Here is an 18,816-nt window from a genome sequence, read left to right on the forward strand (position 1 = left end):
GATCACCTGTCCATCGCTCTTCATGGCTAACTGCTTTAGCGTGAGCAATGAGATCGTCTCCGGAATGAACCTCGCCGAACCATCGGCAAGCAAGAATTGAACGCCCCCAGGGTGCTCGGAGTTAAAATTCGCACCACTGCCCCAGGAGGCCAAGCATACTGAATCAGTGCAAGCTGAGTTGAGGGGATATACGATTGGCACTATTGCCTCGTATGACGCTGCTCCCGACCAACCGCCCGGACTATCACTGGGATCGAAGTACCCGAAATCGGCGAGTAAGGCTGATGTAAAATCGCCATGCCAGCCCCCAGAAAGGCCTTGGCGGTAAACTGGATCATAGCCGTAAGCTGCAGCATTCGCCGTCCGACCGGGGTCTCGCCCCGCTTGTTCACCAATAATCACAGAGTTTGAGAGACCGTCGGTAATATCGCGAAAAGCAACGCCAACAAGACCGAGCATCGACCCGTTATCGCATGCGTAAGCACCCGTTATAGTTTTTTCACACTTTCCACTGGTCGCAAGATTTCCCGCGACGCTTGGGTCAGCAGCCCCGTTCACACCAAGATAAGTGTGGTATTGCAGTCGACCGGGATTCTCGCCGAATTGATCAACGAACGGATCAACGACGCTTGAGGGGCAGTTAAGAGCATCCACTAAGACGCCAGACAGCACGTCTACGTTGTTACTGCCTGAGTTCGAGTAGAAGTCAAGGCCGAGGTCGTAGGTGAGCTGATCCGTAATCGTCCGCTGCTCAAGGAACGGCAGAAGACAAACCTTCCAATTTATGCTGGCCACGTTGCCAGGCGGCAGCTCTTGGTAGGTATCGTGGTAGTTGTGAGTGGCCAAACCAAGTTGCTTTAGATTGTTGGAGCAACTCATCCGTCTTGCTGCTTCACGAGCTTGCTGAACTGCCGGCAACAGAAGTGCGATTAGAACCCCAATAATTGCGATTACGACCAGCAATTCCACGAGCGTGAAGCCGTGCTTGGGCGATTTATGACAGACCATGGCGTAATTCCTCCTTAGGATGAGGCCACTGAAAGTAAGAAGAGAATTTGATGGGCTCTGGGGGGGCAATCCAGAAGCCTATTACTTTGCAGAATGGGGGAAGCGATGAGCCAGCTGCCGACAAATCGTTTGATTGCAGCAGCGGTTGCTAAACAATACATGCGACACTCGCAGCAAAAGTGCCTCAAGATTTTCACGAAAGCAATGAAGTGGAACATGGTCAGCTGCCAGCAGGTACCCATGCCTTGCCCGTCTGACTGCAACACAGCTAGGCATTCTTGACTATCTTTCCGTTTTCTTGTCCGAACTGGCGCCAGATTCCATCCGAACGGGTCGGGCCAACCTAGCCAGCAGCGGCAATGAATTTAATTCCGGGTTTCTTCGGTATATTTTTACGGAGCAGAAAAGGTGTCAGGACTCTTTGTGTCAACCAGGCGCTACCTTCTTCGGCCTGCCGCGGGGGCGGAGGGTGGAATCTAGGTTCAGGCGGCGGACGGTTGATTGGGTCCAATCGGGATCGCCGAAGGGGGAGCCTCGGCGGATCGCGTGGCGGACGGCGTCGACTTCTATCTTGGACATCGCCTGATTGACTCGGGCTTTCCAATGACCAGGTCGGGCGATCGGCCACGGCGTCAGGAGATCTGGCTTTCGCCTCGGCTTGGCCAACCAACGGGCGAGCGATCCCCATTTCCAGTCTTCGGCCAGAGTTGCCAGGCCAGCCTGCCGGGCATTGCGTTCGACAAAACGACATACGACCAGAAAGTGCCCGTCGTCTTGCACCGGAAAACTCTTGAACCGCCCTTGATAGATGTGCCCTTTGACGGAAGTGTGGCGGTGCGCGTGTCGGCGCATCGTGTGCGTCAGGGTGACCCACCGCAGCAAGTCGCTCATGCCGCCGTCAGCGGTGGGGCGGACGACCAAATGCCAATGGTTGGGCATCAGTTGGTAGGCTAAAATTTGACACGGGTACCGCGACAGCCCCTCGGCCAAGATGCGCTCGAACGCGTCGAAATCGTCCGGCGTATCGAAGATCGCCGCCCGAGAGTTGCCTCGATTCAAGGCATGATAAATGCCGCCGGCTTCGTCTGCTCGCTTCGGTCTACCCACGACAGCAGGGTATCATGTGCTGGCGGAGGAAAAAAAGAGTCCTGATCCCTGATCCCCTGATCCCACCTTTTCTGATCTCACCTTTTCTGGTCTCACCTTTTCTGATCTCACCTTTTCTGATCTCACCTTTTCTGATCTCACCTTTTCTGATCTCACCTTTTCTGATCTCACCTTTTCTGATCTCACCTTTTCTGATCTCACCTTTTCTGATCTCACCTTTTCTGATCTCACCTTTTCTGATCTCACCTTTTCTGATCTCACCTTTTCTGATCTCACCTTTTCTGATCCGCCAGCACCCACAACCGTCGCCATCAGTGCAAGCGGGGGATTCGTTAGAGCCGGGCTAGTCGGAAGAGGCGGTTGGCCGCAAGGGTGCGAGAGAACGACTCAGGGAAGCCCGGGGCGCTCTGGGGTACAAGGCGCTACCTCGACATGGACCGCCTGCACGAACTGGAGGAGCACGAGGACGACAATTTTCCAGAGCCAGGCTGAAAATCAAAAGAGCGCAACTTGACGGACGGTACCTTATTTTCTCACTTCTATTTTTTGCACAGGACGGGCATTTGCGGCGCGAAACGCACGCCTTTAAAAAAACTCACAAGAGGAGCTTGGCACGCCGATCGTTCACATGTAAACTTAATGTACCCCAGGAGAACTTGAACACATGGCGCCAACACTACAAAGCGAACTGAAGAAGCGCGGTCCGTTCGACTCCCTCGAGCAGGAGGCGATGCTAGCGTTGATGCGAACGTCGGATTTGCTGGAAAATCGCCTGGCTCGGCTGTTTCGTGAATACGGATTGACGCTTACGCAATACAACGTGCTGCGAATCCTGCGGGGCGAGGGCAAGCCGTTGCCATGCCTGGAAGTTGCCGAGCGGATGATTCAGGTGGCTCCAGCGATCACCAGAGTGGTTGATCAACTCCTCAAGCTCAAGTTCATTACGAAGACGCAATCCAGTTCAGACCGACGCGTGTTTGAGATCGAATTGACTTCAGCGGCCGCCAAGTTGCTGAAGAAGATGGACCAACCGGTACTCGACCTTCATGCATCGCTTTTAAGCAGCGTGAAGAAAAGTGATTTGCGTTCGATCATCCACACCTTGGAAGCGGTTCGTAGCAGCGTAGCGGATTGAGTTTTTGCACGTGTAGTTCACATGTAAACCATAGCAATGGATTTTTGGAAACGAAAATGAATCGAAGAAACGCACTATCTCTCACTGCAGCCGGGCTGATTCATATTTCTGCGCTATCGGAAAGTGCTTTGGCGGAGGGCCTAGAAAGTGGCCGCTCAGCAGATCTGCTCGTGCGGCAGGCGGCCGAGCGTGGTCACTCGGATCTTGGATGGCTCAAGAGCTACCACTCATTTTCGTTTGGCGGCTACTACGACCAAAGGCACATGGGCTTTCGATCGTTGAGGGTCATCAACGATGACAAGATCGCCGCAGGACGTGGCTTTCCTACGCACCCTCACCGAGACATGGAAATCATTTCCTACGTTCTCGATGGAGCGCTTCAACACAAAGACAGTACAGGGAAGGGCGCGATCATCACGCCAGACGACATTCAAATGATGTCAGCAGGAACCGGCATCACGCACAGCGAATACAACCCGTCCCGAACCGAGGTCAATCACTTTCTGCAGATTTGGATTCAGCCGTCCATGCGGGGCGTCCAACCACGCTACAGCGATGGAAAGGTAAGGGCCAACGATACACGTAACCAGTGGAAGCGAATCGTCGGGCCGGATGGTAGCGACGGCACCGTTTCGGTTTACCAGGACGCCATCATCTTTGCGACCAAGCTCGACGCTAGGCAATCGCTCGATTACACCGTCGAAAAGGGCCGCCACGCGTGGCTTCAAGTCGCGAGAGGTTCCATGACGGTGAATGGAACGAAGCTTCAGGCCGGGGACGCGATTGCGACGAGCCGAGCGACTCAACTGCACGCGGTCGCGGAGGAAAAAACCGACGCCTTGCTTTTCGATCTCGGCTAGTCAACGGACTCAAAAAATTTTCACCACTTAGTTTACATGTCCACTACAGGAGAAGCAAAAGATGTTCACGATTCGACGCTCTGAAGAACGAGGCCACGCAGATCACGGCTGGCTAAACTCGTATCACACCTTTTCATTTGCTGGGTATCGGGACCCCAATCACATGGGCTTCCGCTCGCTTCGTGTTATGAACGAAGACCGAGTGGCCGCCGGCCAGGGTTTTGGGACTCACGTGCATAGCGATATGGAAATCGTTTCCTATGTCCTCGACGGTGAACTGGAGCACAAGGATTCGATGGGAAACGGCGAAGTCCTTCGTCCCGGCGAATTTCAACGCATCACGGCAGGAACCGGGATCACGCACAGTGAATTCAATCCTTCTGCGGACAAGCCGACGCACTTCTACCAAATCTGGTTGTTGCCGGAACGAAAGGGAATTGAACCCGGTTACGAACAAAAGGCGTTTGATCCTTCCGGACGCGAGAACCAATGGCAGTTGGTTGCGTCACCTGACGCCAAAGATGGCTCGTTGCTTATCCATCAGGATGCGAACATCTATCTCGCAGATCTCGAGCCAGGCAAAGAACTGACGTTCGAGATGCCCAGCGATCGCCACTTGTGGCTGCAAGTCTTGCGAGGCGCAGTTGAAGTTGTTGGTCACGACCTCCAAACAAGCGACGCAATCGCCGTCAGCGACGAATCAGAAGTATCCATCAAGGCATCCTCTGATGCGGAACTGATGTTATTCGATTTGGCTTAGCTGCCTGTTGAAAAATGCCATCGTGGCATTTTCCAACCTCGCCAGGCTCAGAGCATAGCTCTTCGCGGCTCGCAAAATAACGACTTACGTCGTTATTTTGGGATCGCATCCGTGCGATCACGCAGTCCGTCGAGAAAATCAACGGACTGTTAGTGCTTTGCAAAGTCAAACTTCAACCTGGGCCGACAGCCTGCGTTTCACTCCCTCTTTTTAAAAATCCCATATAGGAAACCCTTATGAACCGTTACCTCTCTCTCGCCGGTCGAATCATGATCGCCACAATCTTCTTCATGAGTGCAGTAGGCAACAAAATTCCGAACTTCAGCGGTGTATCACAGTACATGGCCGCAGAAGGCGTTCCGTTACCGAGCGTGATGTTGTTTGGCGGCATCGTTTTCTTAATCGCTGGCAGTCTCTCTGTGATTGCGGGGTACAAGACCCAAATCGGCGCGGGGTTACTGCTTGTGTTCCTGATTTTTGCGACTTACTTCTTCCACGATTTCTGGACATTGGAGGGCGAAGCGCGTCAGCAGCAAATGATCCAATTCATGAAGAACCTGTCTTTGATGGGGACGATGGTTTTCCTGATGGCCAATGGTTCAGGACTTCTGAGTATTGACGACCAGTCTCCCAAATCAACGGAGGAAACGCAGCCATGAGCCTTGCCCGATTCCTTCGTCGAGAAAACGACTTCGGTGCGCCGTTGCAAGAGATGTTCTTCACGACCATTTACACAGCAGACCAGTTTGAGAATCAACTCACAGCGTTTCTCAAGCCGTTCGGTTTGACCGCCTGCCAGTACGACATCCTCGCGATTCTGAAGGACGCTGGTGGGCGTTTGCCGACGGGCGAAATCAATGTCCGACTGGTGAAGCAAACTTCCGCCTTGGGAGCTTATGTCGATCGGTTGGTCAAAGCCGGCCTGGTTGCACGCGAACGTGGTGACGAGGATCGGCGGCAGGTGCTCGTCGTGCTCACGGATGAAGGCGAAAGCACCCTCAACAGAATTCACGTTTCCTTAACAAACTGGGAGGAGCTGTTGATTGGTCATTTGACACAGTCCGAAGCTGACTCAGCCTCCAAAATCCTAAGGAAAGCTGCCAAACCGATGCCAAGGTAGCGCATTTTTGTCTCATTCGGTTTACATGCAAACATACGAACTGTTGCCTTGTTCCGCGTTGATGCTGAACGCAACGACTTGTACAAGTCAACTCATGCCATGTGAGTCGCGTGAAGAACCATGCCGCTGACATCTCAACCAAATCTAACTTTTGTCAATTAAGAATCAGAGAGAATCGACATGACCAATATATTGCCCGAGACAGACGGTGGTCTGCTGACTGCGGACAACTGCGCGCTCGTTTTCATTGACCATCAACCACAGATGGCATTTGGAGTCGCCAATCAGATTGACCGGCAGCAATTAATCAACAACGTGCTGCTGCTCGCCAAAGGCGCCAAAGAATTTGGCGTACCAACCATTCTAACGACCGTCGAAACCGAGTCCTTCAGCGGACCCATGTGGCCCCAACTACTCGATGTATTCCCGGATCAAGAGCCGATTGAGCGAACCGGAATGAACTCGTGGGACACCGCCGAGTTCCGCGATGCAATCAAAGCAACGGGTAAGAAGAACATCATCATGTCGGGGCTGTGGACCGAAGTCTGCATTACGTGGCCGACGTTGAACATGATCAACGAAGGCTACAACATCTACGTGGTGGAGGACGCATGTGGCGGCACTTCCCAGGCTGCCCATGATGCAGCATTGTCACGGATGGTTCAGGCGGGTGCCGTACGCACGACGACGATTGGTACTGTGCTTGAATTCCAACGGGATTGGGCGAATCGTGATCATTACGACGCATTGATGCAGTTGTTCCGTGACCATGGCGGAGCGTACGGCATTGGCATCGAGTATTGCTACACCATGGTGCACAAGGCTCCTTCGGCTCGCAAGGTAACAGGTTAGGAACGCGTTTTGGAAACCCAGCCAGTCCATGTTGCAGTCACTCGCATCGTTCGCGATGGCTCCGAAGCGGAGTTTGAAAGACTTCTGAAGCAATTCATCAGTCGTTCACTCGACGTTCCTGGGTCGTCGGGAGTCCTTGTGCTTCGTCCGCCGGCCGATTCCGAGGCAAAGGAATATGGCTTGATGCGATCATTTGAGGACGAAGATGCGGCAGCCGCGTTTTACGACTCGAAGCTCTTCGCACAGTGGCTTGCGAGTATCGAACCGTTGGTTGTGGGCGAACCAGTTCGTCGAAGACTCTCCGGGCTGGAGGCCTTTTTTCGTGGCGGCACATCCATGCCACCACGTTGGAAGATGGCCATTGTGACGTTTCTTGGCGTGCTCCCGGCAGTCTTGGTGTGGTCCAACGTACTTGGACCGTTAATGGCCGACCTGCATTGGCTCGTTGGTGCCATCGCGACCAACATCGCTGTCGTTGCAACGCTGACCTGGGGCGTTATGCCGATTCTCACGAAGCTTTTTCACCACTGGCTTCATCCAACTGAGTGACGTTTAACAGATCAAACTTTTCGAGAAACATCACCAAATCCATAACTGTTTCACGACGCAATTTTGTGGCGAATACCGCGGCCGTCGGAACACTCGCATTCATTGGTCAACAAGAAAGCCGAGCTCAGAGTATCCAAATGCAAACTCCCGATACGATTTTGTTCAATGGCAAAGTAACGACTCAAGATCCAACCAAGCCCGAAGTCTCCTCAGTTGGGATCTCCGGCGGGAAGGTCATTGCGATTGGCACGGATGATGAGATCCTAAAGCTGACAAATTCATCAACTCGGAAGATCGATTTAGAGAATCGCAGAGCCGTTCCAGGCCTAAACGACTCACATTTGCACGTCATACGTGCTGGATTGTTTTCAAATCTTGAGTTGCGTTGGGATGGTGTGCCCACAATTGCACAGGCGTTGCGACAACTGAAAGAGCAGGCGCAGAGAACACCACCACCACAGTGGGTTCGCGTCATCGGAGGCTGGAATGAGTTCCAGTTCGCCGAAGGTAGGATGCCAACTTTCAAGGAGATTAATGATGCGGCGCCCGACACTCCCGTGTTTATTTTGCATCTGTATGATTCGGCGATGCTGAACAAGGCTGCGATTCGCGCGCTTGGCATGGATGAAAACACGCCCAACCCTCCTGGCGGTTTGGTGGTGAAGGACAGTCGTGGTAAACCAACGGGAATGTTGATTGCAGAACCGAATGCATTGATCCTTTACTCAACGATTGCCAACGCCCCCAAGCTTTCTACGGAGGACCAACTGAATTCCTCGCGTCACTTCATGCGGGAACTGAATCGCTTCGGAGTAACCAGTGTCTCGGATGCGGGAGGAGGAGGGCAGAACTACCCCGACGACTACTCCGTTGTTCAGCAATTGGAGAAGAACGGGCACCTCACACTACGTATTGCCTATAGCCTGTTTGCCCAGAAGCCCGGTGAAGAACTGAACGACTACACGCGTTGGCTTGGGTTGACGCATCCCGGTGACGGAACGGAATTGCTGCGTGTCAACGGAGCGGGCGAAAACTTGGTTTGGAGTGCGGCTGATTTCGAGAACTTCTTGCAACCGCGGCCAGATCTGCGCCCCGTGATGGAGTCTGAGCTTGAAGCGATCATCTTGAAACTAGCTGAGGCAAAATGGCCCTGGCGGATTCACGCGACCTACAACGAAACCATTGAGCGTTTTCTCAAAATTTTCGAGCGCGTCCATCGGGAACATCCGATTGACAACTTGGGTTGGTTCATCGACCACGCTGAGACGGTTTCCACGAAGAGCCTAGAACGCATTCAGAAGCTTGGTGGCGGGGTAGCAATCCAGCATCGCATGGCTTACCAAGGTGAATACTTTATCCGTCGCTATGGCATCGAAGAAGTTAAACGACATCCACCCATTCGCGAAATGCTGAAGATGGGGCTACCTGTCGGCGCGGGCACCGATGGAACCCGCGTCGCCAGTTATCATCCGTGGACTTGCCTATGGTGGTTGGTTACCGGACAGACCGTCGGCGGCACTAAGCTACACGGCGTTGAAGATTGCCTGACTAGAGAGGAAGCTCTTCGGCTGTACACGCAGGGCAGCGCTTGGTTCAGTGGTGAATCAGATCACAAGGGCACCTTGTCGGTTGGTCAACTTGCGGACGTTGCAGTTCTTTCAGACGACTACTTCGCTGTGGAGGCAGACGATATCCGAAACATCGAAAGCGTTCTGACAGTGCTCGGTGGTAAGGTTGTCTACGGCACCGGCAAGTATGCCAAGCTGGCCCCTGAGCTTCCGCCTGTTAGTCCCGATTGGTCCCCCGTGACACACTACGGCGGGTACGACAATTCTGGTCCTGCCGTCCCGATGCATACTCACACTCCAATTATGTCGGCAGACGGTAGAGCATGGGAAACCGGCTGTGGTTGTGGGGTCTAGTTTCTTGCGTCGTCTATTCGCTTCAACATTGCTGGTGTTCTTTGCACTGGGTGAAGAAAAGGACGGGGGCGAATGGCACTTTCCATGGTCACGGAAGACTCCATTGGAAATATCACCTGGGACATCCTAGGCTACTCAGATTACTATTAATTTCGTCCGAGCCAAGCGAAAGAGAAAAGCCATGACGCCCACAGTCCCCCAGATGATGCCTGTCATCCTGTTTATCGCAGTTGCCGGCTGCAATCCCCTGCGCCTAGCAGTCCGTTGATTTTTTCAACGGCGACAGAAAAGGGGACGGGGGTCTTTTCTGTCAATCCGATGTCTTCCGCGGCCGGCCGCGGCTGCGCAGAGTGTACTCTAGCCCGCTTTTTCGTGCGATCTTTTCCGTCCATTTCTCATTGCCGAACGGGCGGCCGCGGCTAACGCATTGGCGGAGCGCCGCCAGCTCTTTTTCGCTCAGCGGCTGATTGACCCGTTCAATCCATTTTGGCGACCGGGCGATCGGCCAGGCCGAGAGCAGTTTCGGTTCGCGATCCGATTTTTGCGACCAGCGAAACAGCGAACCGTACCGCCAATCTTCGGCCCGCTTCACCAGGTTCGCCCGCAGCGGGTTTCGTTCGACGTAGCGACAAACCGTCAGAAAGTGATCGTCGTCGGCGATCGGAAAGCTCTTGAACCGCGACTGGTACAAATGCCCTTCGCCCGCGGTGTGATAGTGGGCGTGGTACCGCTGCGTGTGCGTGGCGGTCACCCAGCGCAACAATCGCCCCATCATGCCGTCTTCGGCTGGGCGAAGCACGAGGTGCCAATGATTGGGCATCAGCGTGAAAGAGAAAAGCTCGACCGGATAGCGCTCAAGCCCCTGGCCGAGCGTGCGGAGAAACGCGTCGTAGTCTTCCGGTTTGCGAAAAAGAGCCTGCCGGGCGTTACCGCGATTCAGCGTATGATAGATGGCGCCGGCTTCATCGGCGCGCTTTTGGCGAGGCATTTGTTGACTTTCAGCAGTTGCAATAGGATAGACTGGCTGAGAGGATGATAAGCGATTGGAAGCGGGATTGAAAGAGAATTGACCCCCGTCCCCTTTTCTTCACCCGCTTGAAGCATCCGCTGAGCCCCCTGTTGCACAATCCGATCAAGCAAACTGCGAGCGTCCTCCGGCTCCGGAAAAGCCACAACGTTGTCGTCTGTTCGCTCGGAAGGTTCTTTCGTATCCTGATTCATGGCGTATCCTCATGCCCACGTTGGGCGGCTGATGAAATGAAATCCACCAGCAGGATACGCCGCTTTTCACCTCTTCAGCTAGAACACGAGATTTGACAATAGCTCTTCTTTTTCGCTTGTTCGTCCACAGTTCGGACCTCCTTCAGGAACCATTATTCCGGTTCCCGCCACTGTCCGAAAGTCGTGGGCTATCGCACTGTCGATTTGATCGACTTGCAGTCAATCGATCTTCGCGCATGCCGGGATAATATTTCGACTGAGACAAAGTTCGATCAAGAGCCTAATTCCATTGATCGTCAGGACCTAAAGTTTGACGGATAATGCTCTTGCAGTTTCAACAAATAAGGAATAGCGAATTGTTTAACTGCTGACATTGCCGTCTCCAGTGACGCATCGACTCTTGCTAAATCATTAGCTGCTATTTCGGGGGGCGGAGCAAGTGGATCATCTACAAGTATTTCTTCCATGGTCATCTCATGCGTTGATTTTTCGTCTACTGTCCACCACACGTCAGCGTATGGTGGATAAAGGAACGGAAGTCTGAACAAGAACTCCCCGTCTATTGGAGAGTCCTTGAGCGAGCCATTTTCCGGATCAAAAGGCAGATAGATGGCGGACAGCGAGAAAGGGAAACGACCGTGGGTACTCCAAGCTACTTCCAGTGTGAATTCATCGTCTTTTGGGGAAATTAAAAGGACCAGAAACGTTGACACATCAGGTCGCAATGGTAGTGCGAAACAGTGAAACCCTCTTGGCAGCTTGACTGAAGCGTCCTTTGCGGATCCAGGCACAAGCTCCTGAAGCTTCTTGGTAAATTGTTGGACAACTCTCTTACTAAGAGTGCTGAGCATGAAGAAATTCCTCGCAAATCACATTCCGAAATACAACCGCAACACTTGATAAAGCCCATTAATCCCGTCGGCAAATTGTACTCTATTGAAGAGATCGTCGCCTAGTGTCCTTTGCAGTCGATTGAGAGTTGAAACAGAGGGAGCACGCATACTCCATACCGTTATGTTGCCGCCATTCGCATTCGACATTGAAGTGATTTGATTTACGAGCCGAGTGAATGAACTTCCAAATTTCTGGGGGATCGAGTATTTTATTTCAAGTTGCATAATTCGATCTCCTCTTCTTAGGATGAAGTCGATTAGATTTCTACCGACCCTTTGATTTCGTAGGACTGCCTCAAAACGGAACATAGAAATCACGTTTTGTGCAAAACGTTCTGTGTGCCTTCCAACCGCCTGCCAGTATCGGCCTAATATTGTTCCCCCTGCAGCAAACGCGGATTGTGCCCGTGCCGCTTGAAGTGACATATATCTTTGGGCTCCCAACGCCAAAGAAGTAAGGGATAACCCGCTAGGATCCGCCCCCATTACCGGGTTCCCATGCGTATACAAATACTTATGGAAACTCTGCGGATCCTGGGAATTCCCCGCAAACGGATCCAATCGATTAAACCGCCCCGAGTTCGGATCGTAATACCGAGCCCGCAAATACTGCTGGCCGATCCGAGAATCGAATTGTTCGCCACTGTAGAGCAGCGTGGTGAGGGCGGCGGCTTCGGTGGTTCCTACTACCCCAGCGATCGCGTTGCGAATCGCCAGCATCTGGCCGTAGGCTTCGTAGGTGTAGACCTGGGCAATCGCGGCGGCTGCATCGTAGAGGACTTTTACGCTGCTATGCCCGTCGTGGCCGAAGATGTGGGTCGTTGGCGTGACAGGGACACCGCCGGTGTACTCGGTGACGGTTTGGCTGATTTCATCGTGGCCGAAGTTGTATTCGATTACCTTGACGATGTTGCCCTGGTCGTCGTAGATGGCCTCCTTGATCACCTGCTGGTATAGCCGGTCGGGTTTTGGTGGTCGACCAGGTACTCGGTGTCGGTCGTCTCGTCCCAGGTGCCGTTGGCGTCGGTATCGACTTGATGCTTGGCACTGACGCGGATGCCGGTGGCGTCGTAGTCGTAGGTCGTCTTTTCGATTCGTGATGCAGTACCACTGGTGTAAGTGGTGACCGTGGCCGTATACAACCGACCTTGCAGGTCGTACTCAAACGACGTCTGCGAAGTGTTCTGGGAAGCTGAATTGTCAAAGACCGTTTTCGACGTCTGTTGCGTATGGTCGTAGGCGTAGGTGGTGGTGACGTCGACCGTGCTGTCATTATTGACATCTCGCTCTTCGGTTTGCAAGCGATCGTTGGCGTCATACAGGTAGGCGATCGCCTCGTCGACGTTGCCATCGAAGTCGCTGTCGAGTTCCTTCTTGGTGCGATTGCCGACCAGGTCGTACTCGAACCATTCGGTCTGATCGAACTGGTTGTCGAAGTGATCGATCGATTCTTCGACAAGTCGGCCTAGCTCGTCATAGGTCCAGTCGATATCGACGACATGGGGTTCAGGCGTGCCGTTTTCGTCGGAGTCGAGCCAGTACGTTTCCGTGACGCCGGTACGCTTGCCATCGGCCCGCACTTCGTAGCCGAACTCAGCGAGCTTATCGTTATCGGAAAGGTCGTCCGGCGTTGCGTCCGGAGCGTAGTGGGTGAGGACATCGAGCCGATTGAGCTCGTCGTAAACGTAGTCCTCGATCACGCCGCCCGGCAAGTGCGTTTCGTCCAGGTTGCCACGCAGGTCGTACTTATAGGTGGTGGCCAGTGGGTCGTCGAGCGACGGAGAACGAGATCATTGAGTCATGATACCGCATCTTGTTCATTATTTGCCGTTTTTTTCGATCAAGCTATTCCGTTCGAACAGCCAGGAGGGCCAAGCCATCACTGGCTACCGACTCTACGATTTCGAGCAACTCTTCTTGCAACACGCGTAGTTCGCGCCGTTCGGATAGGCCTGCACTCTTGACATGCTTTTGAAGATTGGCCGCTTGCGTCGAATCTAGATAACGCATGCCTTCGCAGTTCGGGGCAGAGGCGGACACGTGTTCTTGAAAATAGTCCCAAAAGCTTGCTTCTTCTAAATCACTATCGCTGCGTACATCTTGGTATGGAAGCGTTATTGGTTCGGCCAACGATTCAAGCAGCCACAAATAGATACCGATGGAAACTGAATCAGGCGGTTCTGGCCACAAGCCTCGGGCACTTTCCTCGACCCGATCCCGGAATACGCTCGATGCTTTCGGATCGAGCGTTCCTTTTTGCAGTGCTTTGGCTACGATTTGATTGGCAAGTCCCGCGGGCTCTGTCACTGGAAGAGGATACTTGGCGAAATCGACGGCGAAGAAATAGATCGATGGCATCGACTCAGTCCTCGACTAAGGGGCAATACCGATCGAACGATGGGTAATCAGCCGGGCAGCCGTCTCGAAGGGAAAATCCAAATCTTGCCAACCCTTCTCCCATGCCAATCCTACCAGAACGGATTCCAGTTTCGCCGTGGCATCGAGAAGAACGTTATTCTCGCAGGCAGAACTATTCACGAATCGATCCGTCGAGGCGATGATGGACTGGGTAAATTTGGCCTGATCATCGTTCTGCAGGGCATGAAATGCCTGAAGCAAAAGCTTCGGTCGCTTTTTTCGCGAATTACCCAGTTGCGTGAGTTGCTGGGTGACATTCATTGGTTCACTTCGCATCGAAGAGGCAATGACCAACAGCAAGTCTCCATGCAGTGGTTCCTCTGGAATTGCCATGGGTTCGACCTGAAGCTGCGGTACGAGGTAATCCGCGAATTGAGTTCGAACTTCGTGCTGATTGCTAAGGGAAGCCAATAGAAACGAACGTAGAGAAACTGTGTACCATTCTACTTTAGGAGCAGCAGCTAAGATCTTTGGGCCAACGAGATTGAAATAAAGCTCTGCTAGTTCGAGCCCCTTTTGGCAATATGCGAGTGCTGGAGTTTCATACGGAAATCCAAAATGACGTATCGTCAATCCCCACATGCAACTAGTTATTGCTCGTAAGGCACGATCGGTACGTTGTTCATCGTCACTCGCCCTGTCAACTCGTTTGTTAAACCGCGATACATCTCCATCGAAATACTCTAGCTGCTCCCTAAGGTTCGGAGAAAGTTCTTGTCCGGTCACGTCGAAATACGTTTTGGTCATATGGCTCCTCGGTTGATTTAATAGGGCTTATTCCACTCATCGCCCCACCACTTCATGTTCGAACCGGTAGGAGGTTCGTATTTTTGCGCGGCAAAATGCAATTGCGTGTTAGGATCACGGAGATTCAATCTTGCGATAGCAGCAAGCATCGGTGATTTATCGTCGTAGGCGTCTTCGAGTGATTCTCCAAATGATGTACCTTGATTCTGATCGATCATCCTCTTCATCCAATGGGTAATCCAGTCTCCCATCATCTGTCTTCCATATTTAGCGCCCCCTAAACCAGCTTTGCCTCCCTTTGCCTCGAAGATGCCCCAAAGTCCGGTTGACCGCTGTCGTGCAACTTGGTCTGGACCGTGAACGGCATGAATTGTTAGGGGGGCCATTTCAAAATCCAGGGCGTACAGGATAAGCCCGAGTCCTAACTCTCCTATGATTTCAGAAACTTTGGAATGGAACATACCCCAACCGTAAAAACGTGAGGCGGTTTTATTGAACTTCTTCAGGACCTTTTTGGGGAGAGTGATTTTGCGCGAAATAACTTTATCCGGAAGATATGTAATTGCTTTACTAATCCCCACTGCTGCCAGGGAGTTCGTTATGCCCTTGATGTCGCTTGGATCAAATGAAAGCAAATCAATAATATCAGCAATGTCTTGTGCGGTATCTCTCACCTTGTTAAAGATCTTTAGAGCTTTCTGATAGATCTGCATTGTGCGTTTAAAGCGGTGAGCTGTACTAATGGCATTAACGCTTGCACTTGCATCTTTAGAATCTGTAGAAACGCTAATGTCGACGGAAGCAAGCATGCTGATGACATCAAACACTCCCGTCGGATCCAGCCCCATCACCGGGTTTCCATGCGTATACAAATACTTATGGAAACTCTGAGGGTCCTGAGAATTCCCCGCGAACGGATCCAACCGGTTAAACCGCCCGGAGTTCGGATCGTAGTACCTTGCCCTGAGATACTGCTGACCAATCCGAGAATCAAACTGCTCACCGCTATAGAGCAGCGTAGTTAGGGCGGTGGCTTCGGTGGTTCCTACTACCCCGGCGATTGCATTATGAATCGCCAGCATTTGGCCGTAGGCTTCGTAGGTGTAGACCTGGGCGATTGCCGCGGCTGCGTCGTAGAGAACCTTCACGCTGCCGTGGCCATCGTGGCCGAAGATTTCGGTGTGCTGTGCAGTGACTTGGCCAGCCGTATTATATTCGGTGACGGTCTGGCTGATTTCGTCGTGGCCGAAGTTGTACTCGATGACTTTGACGACGTTGCCCTGGTCGTCGTAGATGGTCTCCTTGATCACCTGCTGGTAGCCGGTCGGGTTTTGGTGGTCGACCAGGTACTCGGTGTCGGTCGTCTCGTCCCAGGTGCCGTTGGCGTCGGTATCGACTTGATGCTTGGCACTGACGCGGATGCCGGTGGCGTCGTAGTCGTAGGTCGTTTTTTCGATTCGTGATGCAGTACCACTGGTGTAAGTGGTGACCGTGGCCGTATACAACCGACCTTGCAGGTCGTACTCAAACGACGTCTGCGAAGTGTTCTGGGAAGCTGAATTGTCAAAGACCGTTTTCGACGTCTGTTGCGTATGGTCGTAGGCGTAGGTGGTGGTGACGTCGACCGTGCTGTCATTATTGACATCTCGCTCTTCGGTTTGCAAGCGATCGTTGGCGTCATACAGGTAGGCGATCGCCTCGTCGACGTTGCCATCGAAGTCGCTGTCGAGTTCCTTCTTGGTGCGATTGCCGACCAGGTCGTACTCGAACGTCTCGGTTTGATCGAACTGGTTGTGGAAGTGGTCGATCGTTTCCTGCGTCAGGCGGCCCAGGGCATCGTAGGTCCAATCGATGTCGACCGTGTGGGCCTCTGGCGTGCCGTCTTGGTTTTCGTCGAGCCAGTACGTTTCGGTAACGCCGATCCGCTTGCCATCGGCCCGCACTTCGTAGTCGAACTCAGTGAGCTTGTCGTTGTACGTCGACCGCTTGTTCGTCTACTGTCCTAAAGTCGTGGGTTATCGCAAGGCACGAACGACGTTACAGCACTGCCTAAGTCCCTAGCCAGTGGTAGAAATTGTGTAGCCGAATGCCCAAACGCACGCATGGTGAAGTTTGGACGGATGGTCATAAAGTTCGGTATATAGTAATGACACCAGTTATGGCAAATGACAACCGAGTCATTGCAAAACATAATAATATTACGAGGGTCTGATGCCGGCTGGTATAATGTATGTGAAGGAAGCAAATCCAGAATGTCATCACGGTCAAGATTTGGATCAAGCTCAATTGTTCCTAAATACTCCACATCCCTTGACTCCAACAACGCATCCCTTTCGAGCACCTGACTAATCGAGTCGTAGACGATGTCGTGAGTTCCGTGCAATCGGGAAATTCCGATTTCGCCGGAAGGGAAGAGATCAAGTCCATCTGGTTCATGCGTCTCGTCCGTCTGACAATCCGGAACGATCACCTCAATTCCGGAGGTAAAGATTCGACGCGATAAGTAAGCATCGACGGATTCGTTCGGATTGGGTTGGAAAAAGGCCACCTCAAATCTAGGCGTCTCAAAGGAACAACGCGACGGATAACTAAAGGAAAGAAAACGCTGTAGTACCGAATTCTGTTCTGTGGATAACATTGGATGGGGACACATGTCACAACTGATAGAAGTTCGTCCCCAAGTCGCACAGAATTCTTCACATAAGTTTGTAAGGACCATCGTGCCTACAATAATACTATCCAGGAGGAAGGAGTGTCACTAGACTTGAAAGGTATGTCTGACAGCTACGACATGCATCAACAGATTCCAACAATCACGGCGATTGCGCCATGATGGGCAATCTGCGATAATCCGGCAAATACGTCTTGGCGTTTTTGCGACATTCGTTTCGCCGCCAGGCGTTCGCTTTGCAGGGAGGTCTTCCGCATGTCTTCTGCGGCCGCTTCGATTCAACAGCACTTTGCCGACCTGACCGATCCGCGCACGCGGAAGGTGACTTATCCGCTGGTCAACATCGTCACGATGTCGCTCTGCGCCGTGCTCGGCGGGGCGGATGATTTTGTCGCCATCGCCGATTGGGCAGAGGATAAGAAGGAGTGGCTCTCGAAGTTTCTCGACATGAGCACCGGCGTCCCTTCGCACGATCGCTTCAACGCGATTCTCGGCGCGCTCAAGCCGGCCGAGTTCGAGAAGTGTTTGCTGAGTTGGATCACGGCGCTGCAGGACATTACCGACGGACAAATCATCGCGATCGATGGTAAAAATTTGCGGCACAGTTTCGACGCCGCCAGCAGCAAGGCGGCCATTCACATGGTCAGCGCTTGGGCGACCGCCAACCATGTCAGCCTCGGTCAAGTGGCGACCGACGCCAAGAGTAACGAGATCACGGCGATTCCGAAATTGCTTGAAATCATCGAGGTTTCCGGCTGTTTGGTGACGATCGACGCGATGGGTTGTCAGAAAGAAATCGCCGCCAAGATCGTCGACGCAGGCGGCGATTATTGCCTGGCGATCAAAGGAAATCAGCGATACCTGCACCAGGCGATTCGCGATCACTTCGTCGCCGCGATGGAAGTCGACTTCAAGAAGCTGAAAGTTCATCGTCACGAGACACACGAGAAAGGGCATGGCCGCGAGGAGTCGCGCTACTATTATCTCTGCCCGATCGATGCGGAGGACTTTCCGTACGCGAGCAAGTGGAAGAATTTGAAAGCGATCGGCATGACGATCAACATCGTGACGCAAAACGGCAAAGAGACAAGCGACGTCCGCTACTATATCGTGAGCAAATACCTCACGGGCAAACGCTTCGCCGAAGCGGTGCGTGGTCACTGGAGCATCGAGAACAGTTTGCATTGGCAACTCGACGTAACGTTCGGCGAAGACCAAAGCCGCATCCGAAAAGGAAGCGCCGACATCAACTTCAGCCTGCTGCGAAGAACGAGCTTGAGCCTCTTGAAGAACAACAAAACGGCCAAGGTGGGCGTGAAGAACAAGCGGCTAAAAGCGGGGCGGAACGACGCCTATCTGCTGGAAGTGTTGCTGGGGACGTAATTTATGGTGCGATCGCCGTGACTTTGGATATGCTGCAATCCCATTTCAAGGACACACCAGATCGGAGAATGAATCGCCGACGAACCACAACTTCCCCGCGCCATGTACTCAACGATGACCTTAATCATCCTTCACCCTCAATTTCTACTTCGCGAAAAACACGGCCGGGT

19 protein-coding genes and 1 pseudogene are annotated in these 18,816 nt (G+C 52.8%); 10 read left to right on the forward strand and 10 right to left on the reverse strand.

The genetic code is table 11. The features are described 5' to 3' along the window. Window positions 1-1,008, reverse strand: a 1,008-nt coding sequence (locus Enr8_RS19600) for a DUF1559 domain-containing protein (RefSeq protein ID WP_146435024.1), incomplete at its 3' end; no start/stop codon positions are given. Between the two features lie 426 nt (window positions 1,009-1,434). After that, window positions 1,435-2,115 (reverse strand): transposase, encoded by a 681-nt coding sequence (locus Enr8_RS19605; protein WP_146434731.1) that lies wholly within the window; start codon window positions 2,113-2,115, stop codon window positions 1,435-1,437. 136 nt (window positions 2,116-2,251) lie between these two features. Between Enr8_RS19605 and Enr8_RS26715 the strand changes: the two are divergent. The 9 genes and pseudogenes from Enr8_RS26715 to Enr8_RS19650 form a co-directional block, all read left to right on the forward strand. Beyond that, window positions 2,252-2,344 (forward strand): annotated as a pseudogene (locus Enr8_RS26715) (pentapeptide repeat-containing protein); the annotation flags it as partial. A gap of 435 nt (window positions 2,345-2,779) precedes the next feature. Continuing rightward, entirely contained in the window at window positions 2,780-3,250 is a 471-nt protein-coding gene (locus Enr8_RS19615; RefSeq protein WP_146434733.1) for a MarR family winged helix-turn-helix transcriptional regulator, read from the forward strand. 56 nt (window positions 3,251-3,306) lie between these two features. Then, the gene (locus tag Enr8_RS19620) at window positions 3,307-4,110 is read left to right on the forward strand and encodes a pirin family protein (RefSeq protein ID WP_146434735.1); all 804 of its coding nucleotides are present in this window, start codon (window positions 3,307-3,309) and stop codon (window positions 4,108-4,110) included. Between the two features lie 61 nt (window positions 4,111-4,171). Beyond that, window positions 4,172-4,870 (forward strand): pirin family protein, encoded by a 699-nt coding sequence (locus tag Enr8_RS19625; RefSeq protein ID WP_146434737.1) that lies wholly within the window; start codon window positions 4,172-4,174, stop codon window positions 4,868-4,870. 236 nt (window positions 4,871-5,106) lie between these two features. Then, entirely contained in the window at window positions 5,107-5,529 is a 423-nt protein-coding gene (locus Enr8_RS19630; RefSeq protein WP_146434740.1) for a DoxX family protein, read from the forward strand. Continuing rightward, on the forward strand, window positions 5,526-5,990 hold the full coding sequence (locus Enr8_RS19635; RefSeq protein ID WP_146434742.1) for a MarR family winged helix-turn-helix transcriptional regulator: 465 nt from the start codon (window positions 5,526-5,528) through the stop codon (window positions 5,988-5,990). The genes Enr8_RS19630 and Enr8_RS19635 overlap by 4 nt, the downstream gene beginning before the upstream one ends. Window positions 5,991-6,170: 180 nt before the next feature. Then, the gene (locus Enr8_RS19640) at window positions 6,171-6,842 is read left to right on the forward strand and encodes a hydrolase (RefSeq protein WP_146434743.1); all 672 of its coding nucleotides are present in this window, start codon (window positions 6,171-6,173) and stop codon (window positions 6,840-6,842) included. 9 nt (window positions 6,843-6,851) lie between these two features. Beyond that, the gene (locus Enr8_RS19645) at window positions 6,852-7,391 is read left to right on the forward strand and encodes an antibiotic biosynthesis monooxygenase (RefSeq protein WP_146434745.1); all 540 of its coding nucleotides are present in this window, start codon (window positions 6,852-6,854) and stop codon (window positions 7,389-7,391) included. Window positions 7,392-7,528: 137 nt separating this feature from the next. Then, entirely contained in the window at window positions 7,529-9,313 is a 1,785-nt protein-coding gene (locus tag Enr8_RS19650) for an amidohydrolase (RefSeq protein ID WP_146434747.1), read from the forward strand. A gap of 310 nt (window positions 9,314-9,623) precedes the next feature. On the opposite strand, the gene Enr8_RS19655 is transcribed toward Enr8_RS19650, so the two are convergent. The 8 genes from Enr8_RS19655 to Enr8_RS19690 all read right to left on the reverse strand — a co-directional run bounded on the left by Enr8_RS19655 (window position 9,624) and on the right by Enr8_RS19690 (window position 17,140). Further along, window positions 9,624-10,301: a transposase gene (locus tag Enr8_RS19655; RefSeq protein ID WP_146434749.1), complete on the reverse strand. Its 678-nt coding sequence runs from the start codon at window positions 10,299-10,301 to the stop codon at window positions 9,624-9,626. A gap of 529 nt (window positions 10,302-10,830) precedes the next feature. Then, complete coding sequence (locus Enr8_RS19660; protein WP_146434751.1) at window positions 10,831-11,385, reverse strand: hypothetical protein; 555 nt, start codon at window positions 11,383-11,385, stop codon at window positions 10,831-10,833. 18 nt (window positions 11,386-11,403) lie between these two features. Continuing rightward, the gene (locus Enr8_RS19665) at window positions 11,404-12,372 is read right to left on the reverse strand and encodes an RHS repeat-associated core domain-containing protein (RefSeq protein ID WP_146434753.1); all 969 of its coding nucleotides are present in this window, start codon (window positions 12,370-12,372) and stop codon (window positions 11,404-11,406) included. Continuing rightward, entirely contained in the window at window positions 12,369-13,127 is a 759-nt protein-coding gene (locus Enr8_RS19670) for a hypothetical protein (protein WP_222434912.1), read from the reverse strand. The genes Enr8_RS19665 and Enr8_RS19670 overlap by 4 nt, the downstream gene beginning before the upstream one ends. A gap of 145 nt (window positions 13,128-13,272) precedes the next feature. Continuing rightward, window positions 13,273-13,785: a hypothetical protein gene (locus Enr8_RS19675; protein ID WP_146434757.1), complete on the reverse strand. Its 513-nt coding sequence runs from the start codon at window positions 13,783-13,785 to the stop codon at window positions 13,273-13,275. Between the two features lie 15 nt (window positions 13,786-13,800). After that, complete coding sequence (locus Enr8_RS19680) at window positions 13,801-14,592, reverse strand: hypothetical protein (RefSeq protein ID WP_146434759.1); 792 nt, start codon at window positions 14,590-14,592, stop codon at window positions 13,801-13,803. 17 nt (window positions 14,593-14,609) lie between these two features. Further along, complete coding sequence (locus Enr8_RS19685) at window positions 14,610-16,535, reverse strand: RHS repeat domain-containing protein (RefSeq protein WP_146434762.1); 1,926 nt, start codon at window positions 16,533-16,535, stop codon at window positions 14,610-14,612. Between the two features lie 59 nt (window positions 16,536-16,594). Next, on the reverse strand, window positions 16,595-17,140 hold the full coding sequence (locus Enr8_RS19690; RefSeq protein ID WP_146434764.1) for a hypothetical protein: 546 nt from the start codon (window positions 17,138-17,140) through the stop codon (window positions 16,595-16,597). 378 nt (window positions 17,141-17,518) lie between these two features. On the opposite strand from Enr8_RS19690, the gene Enr8_RS19695 reads away from it, so the two are divergent. Then, a complete protein-coding gene (locus Enr8_RS19695) occupies window positions 17,519-18,646 on the forward strand; it encodes an ISAs1 family transposase (protein WP_146434766.1) in 1,128 nt (375 codons plus the stop codon). The last annotated feature ends 170 nt before the right edge of the window (window positions 18,647-18,816 follow it).

The organism is Blastopirellula retiformator, assembly GCF_007859755.1.
GTDB lineage: Bacteria > Planctomycetota > Planctomycetia > Pirellulales > Pirellulaceae > Blastopirellula > Blastopirellula retiformator.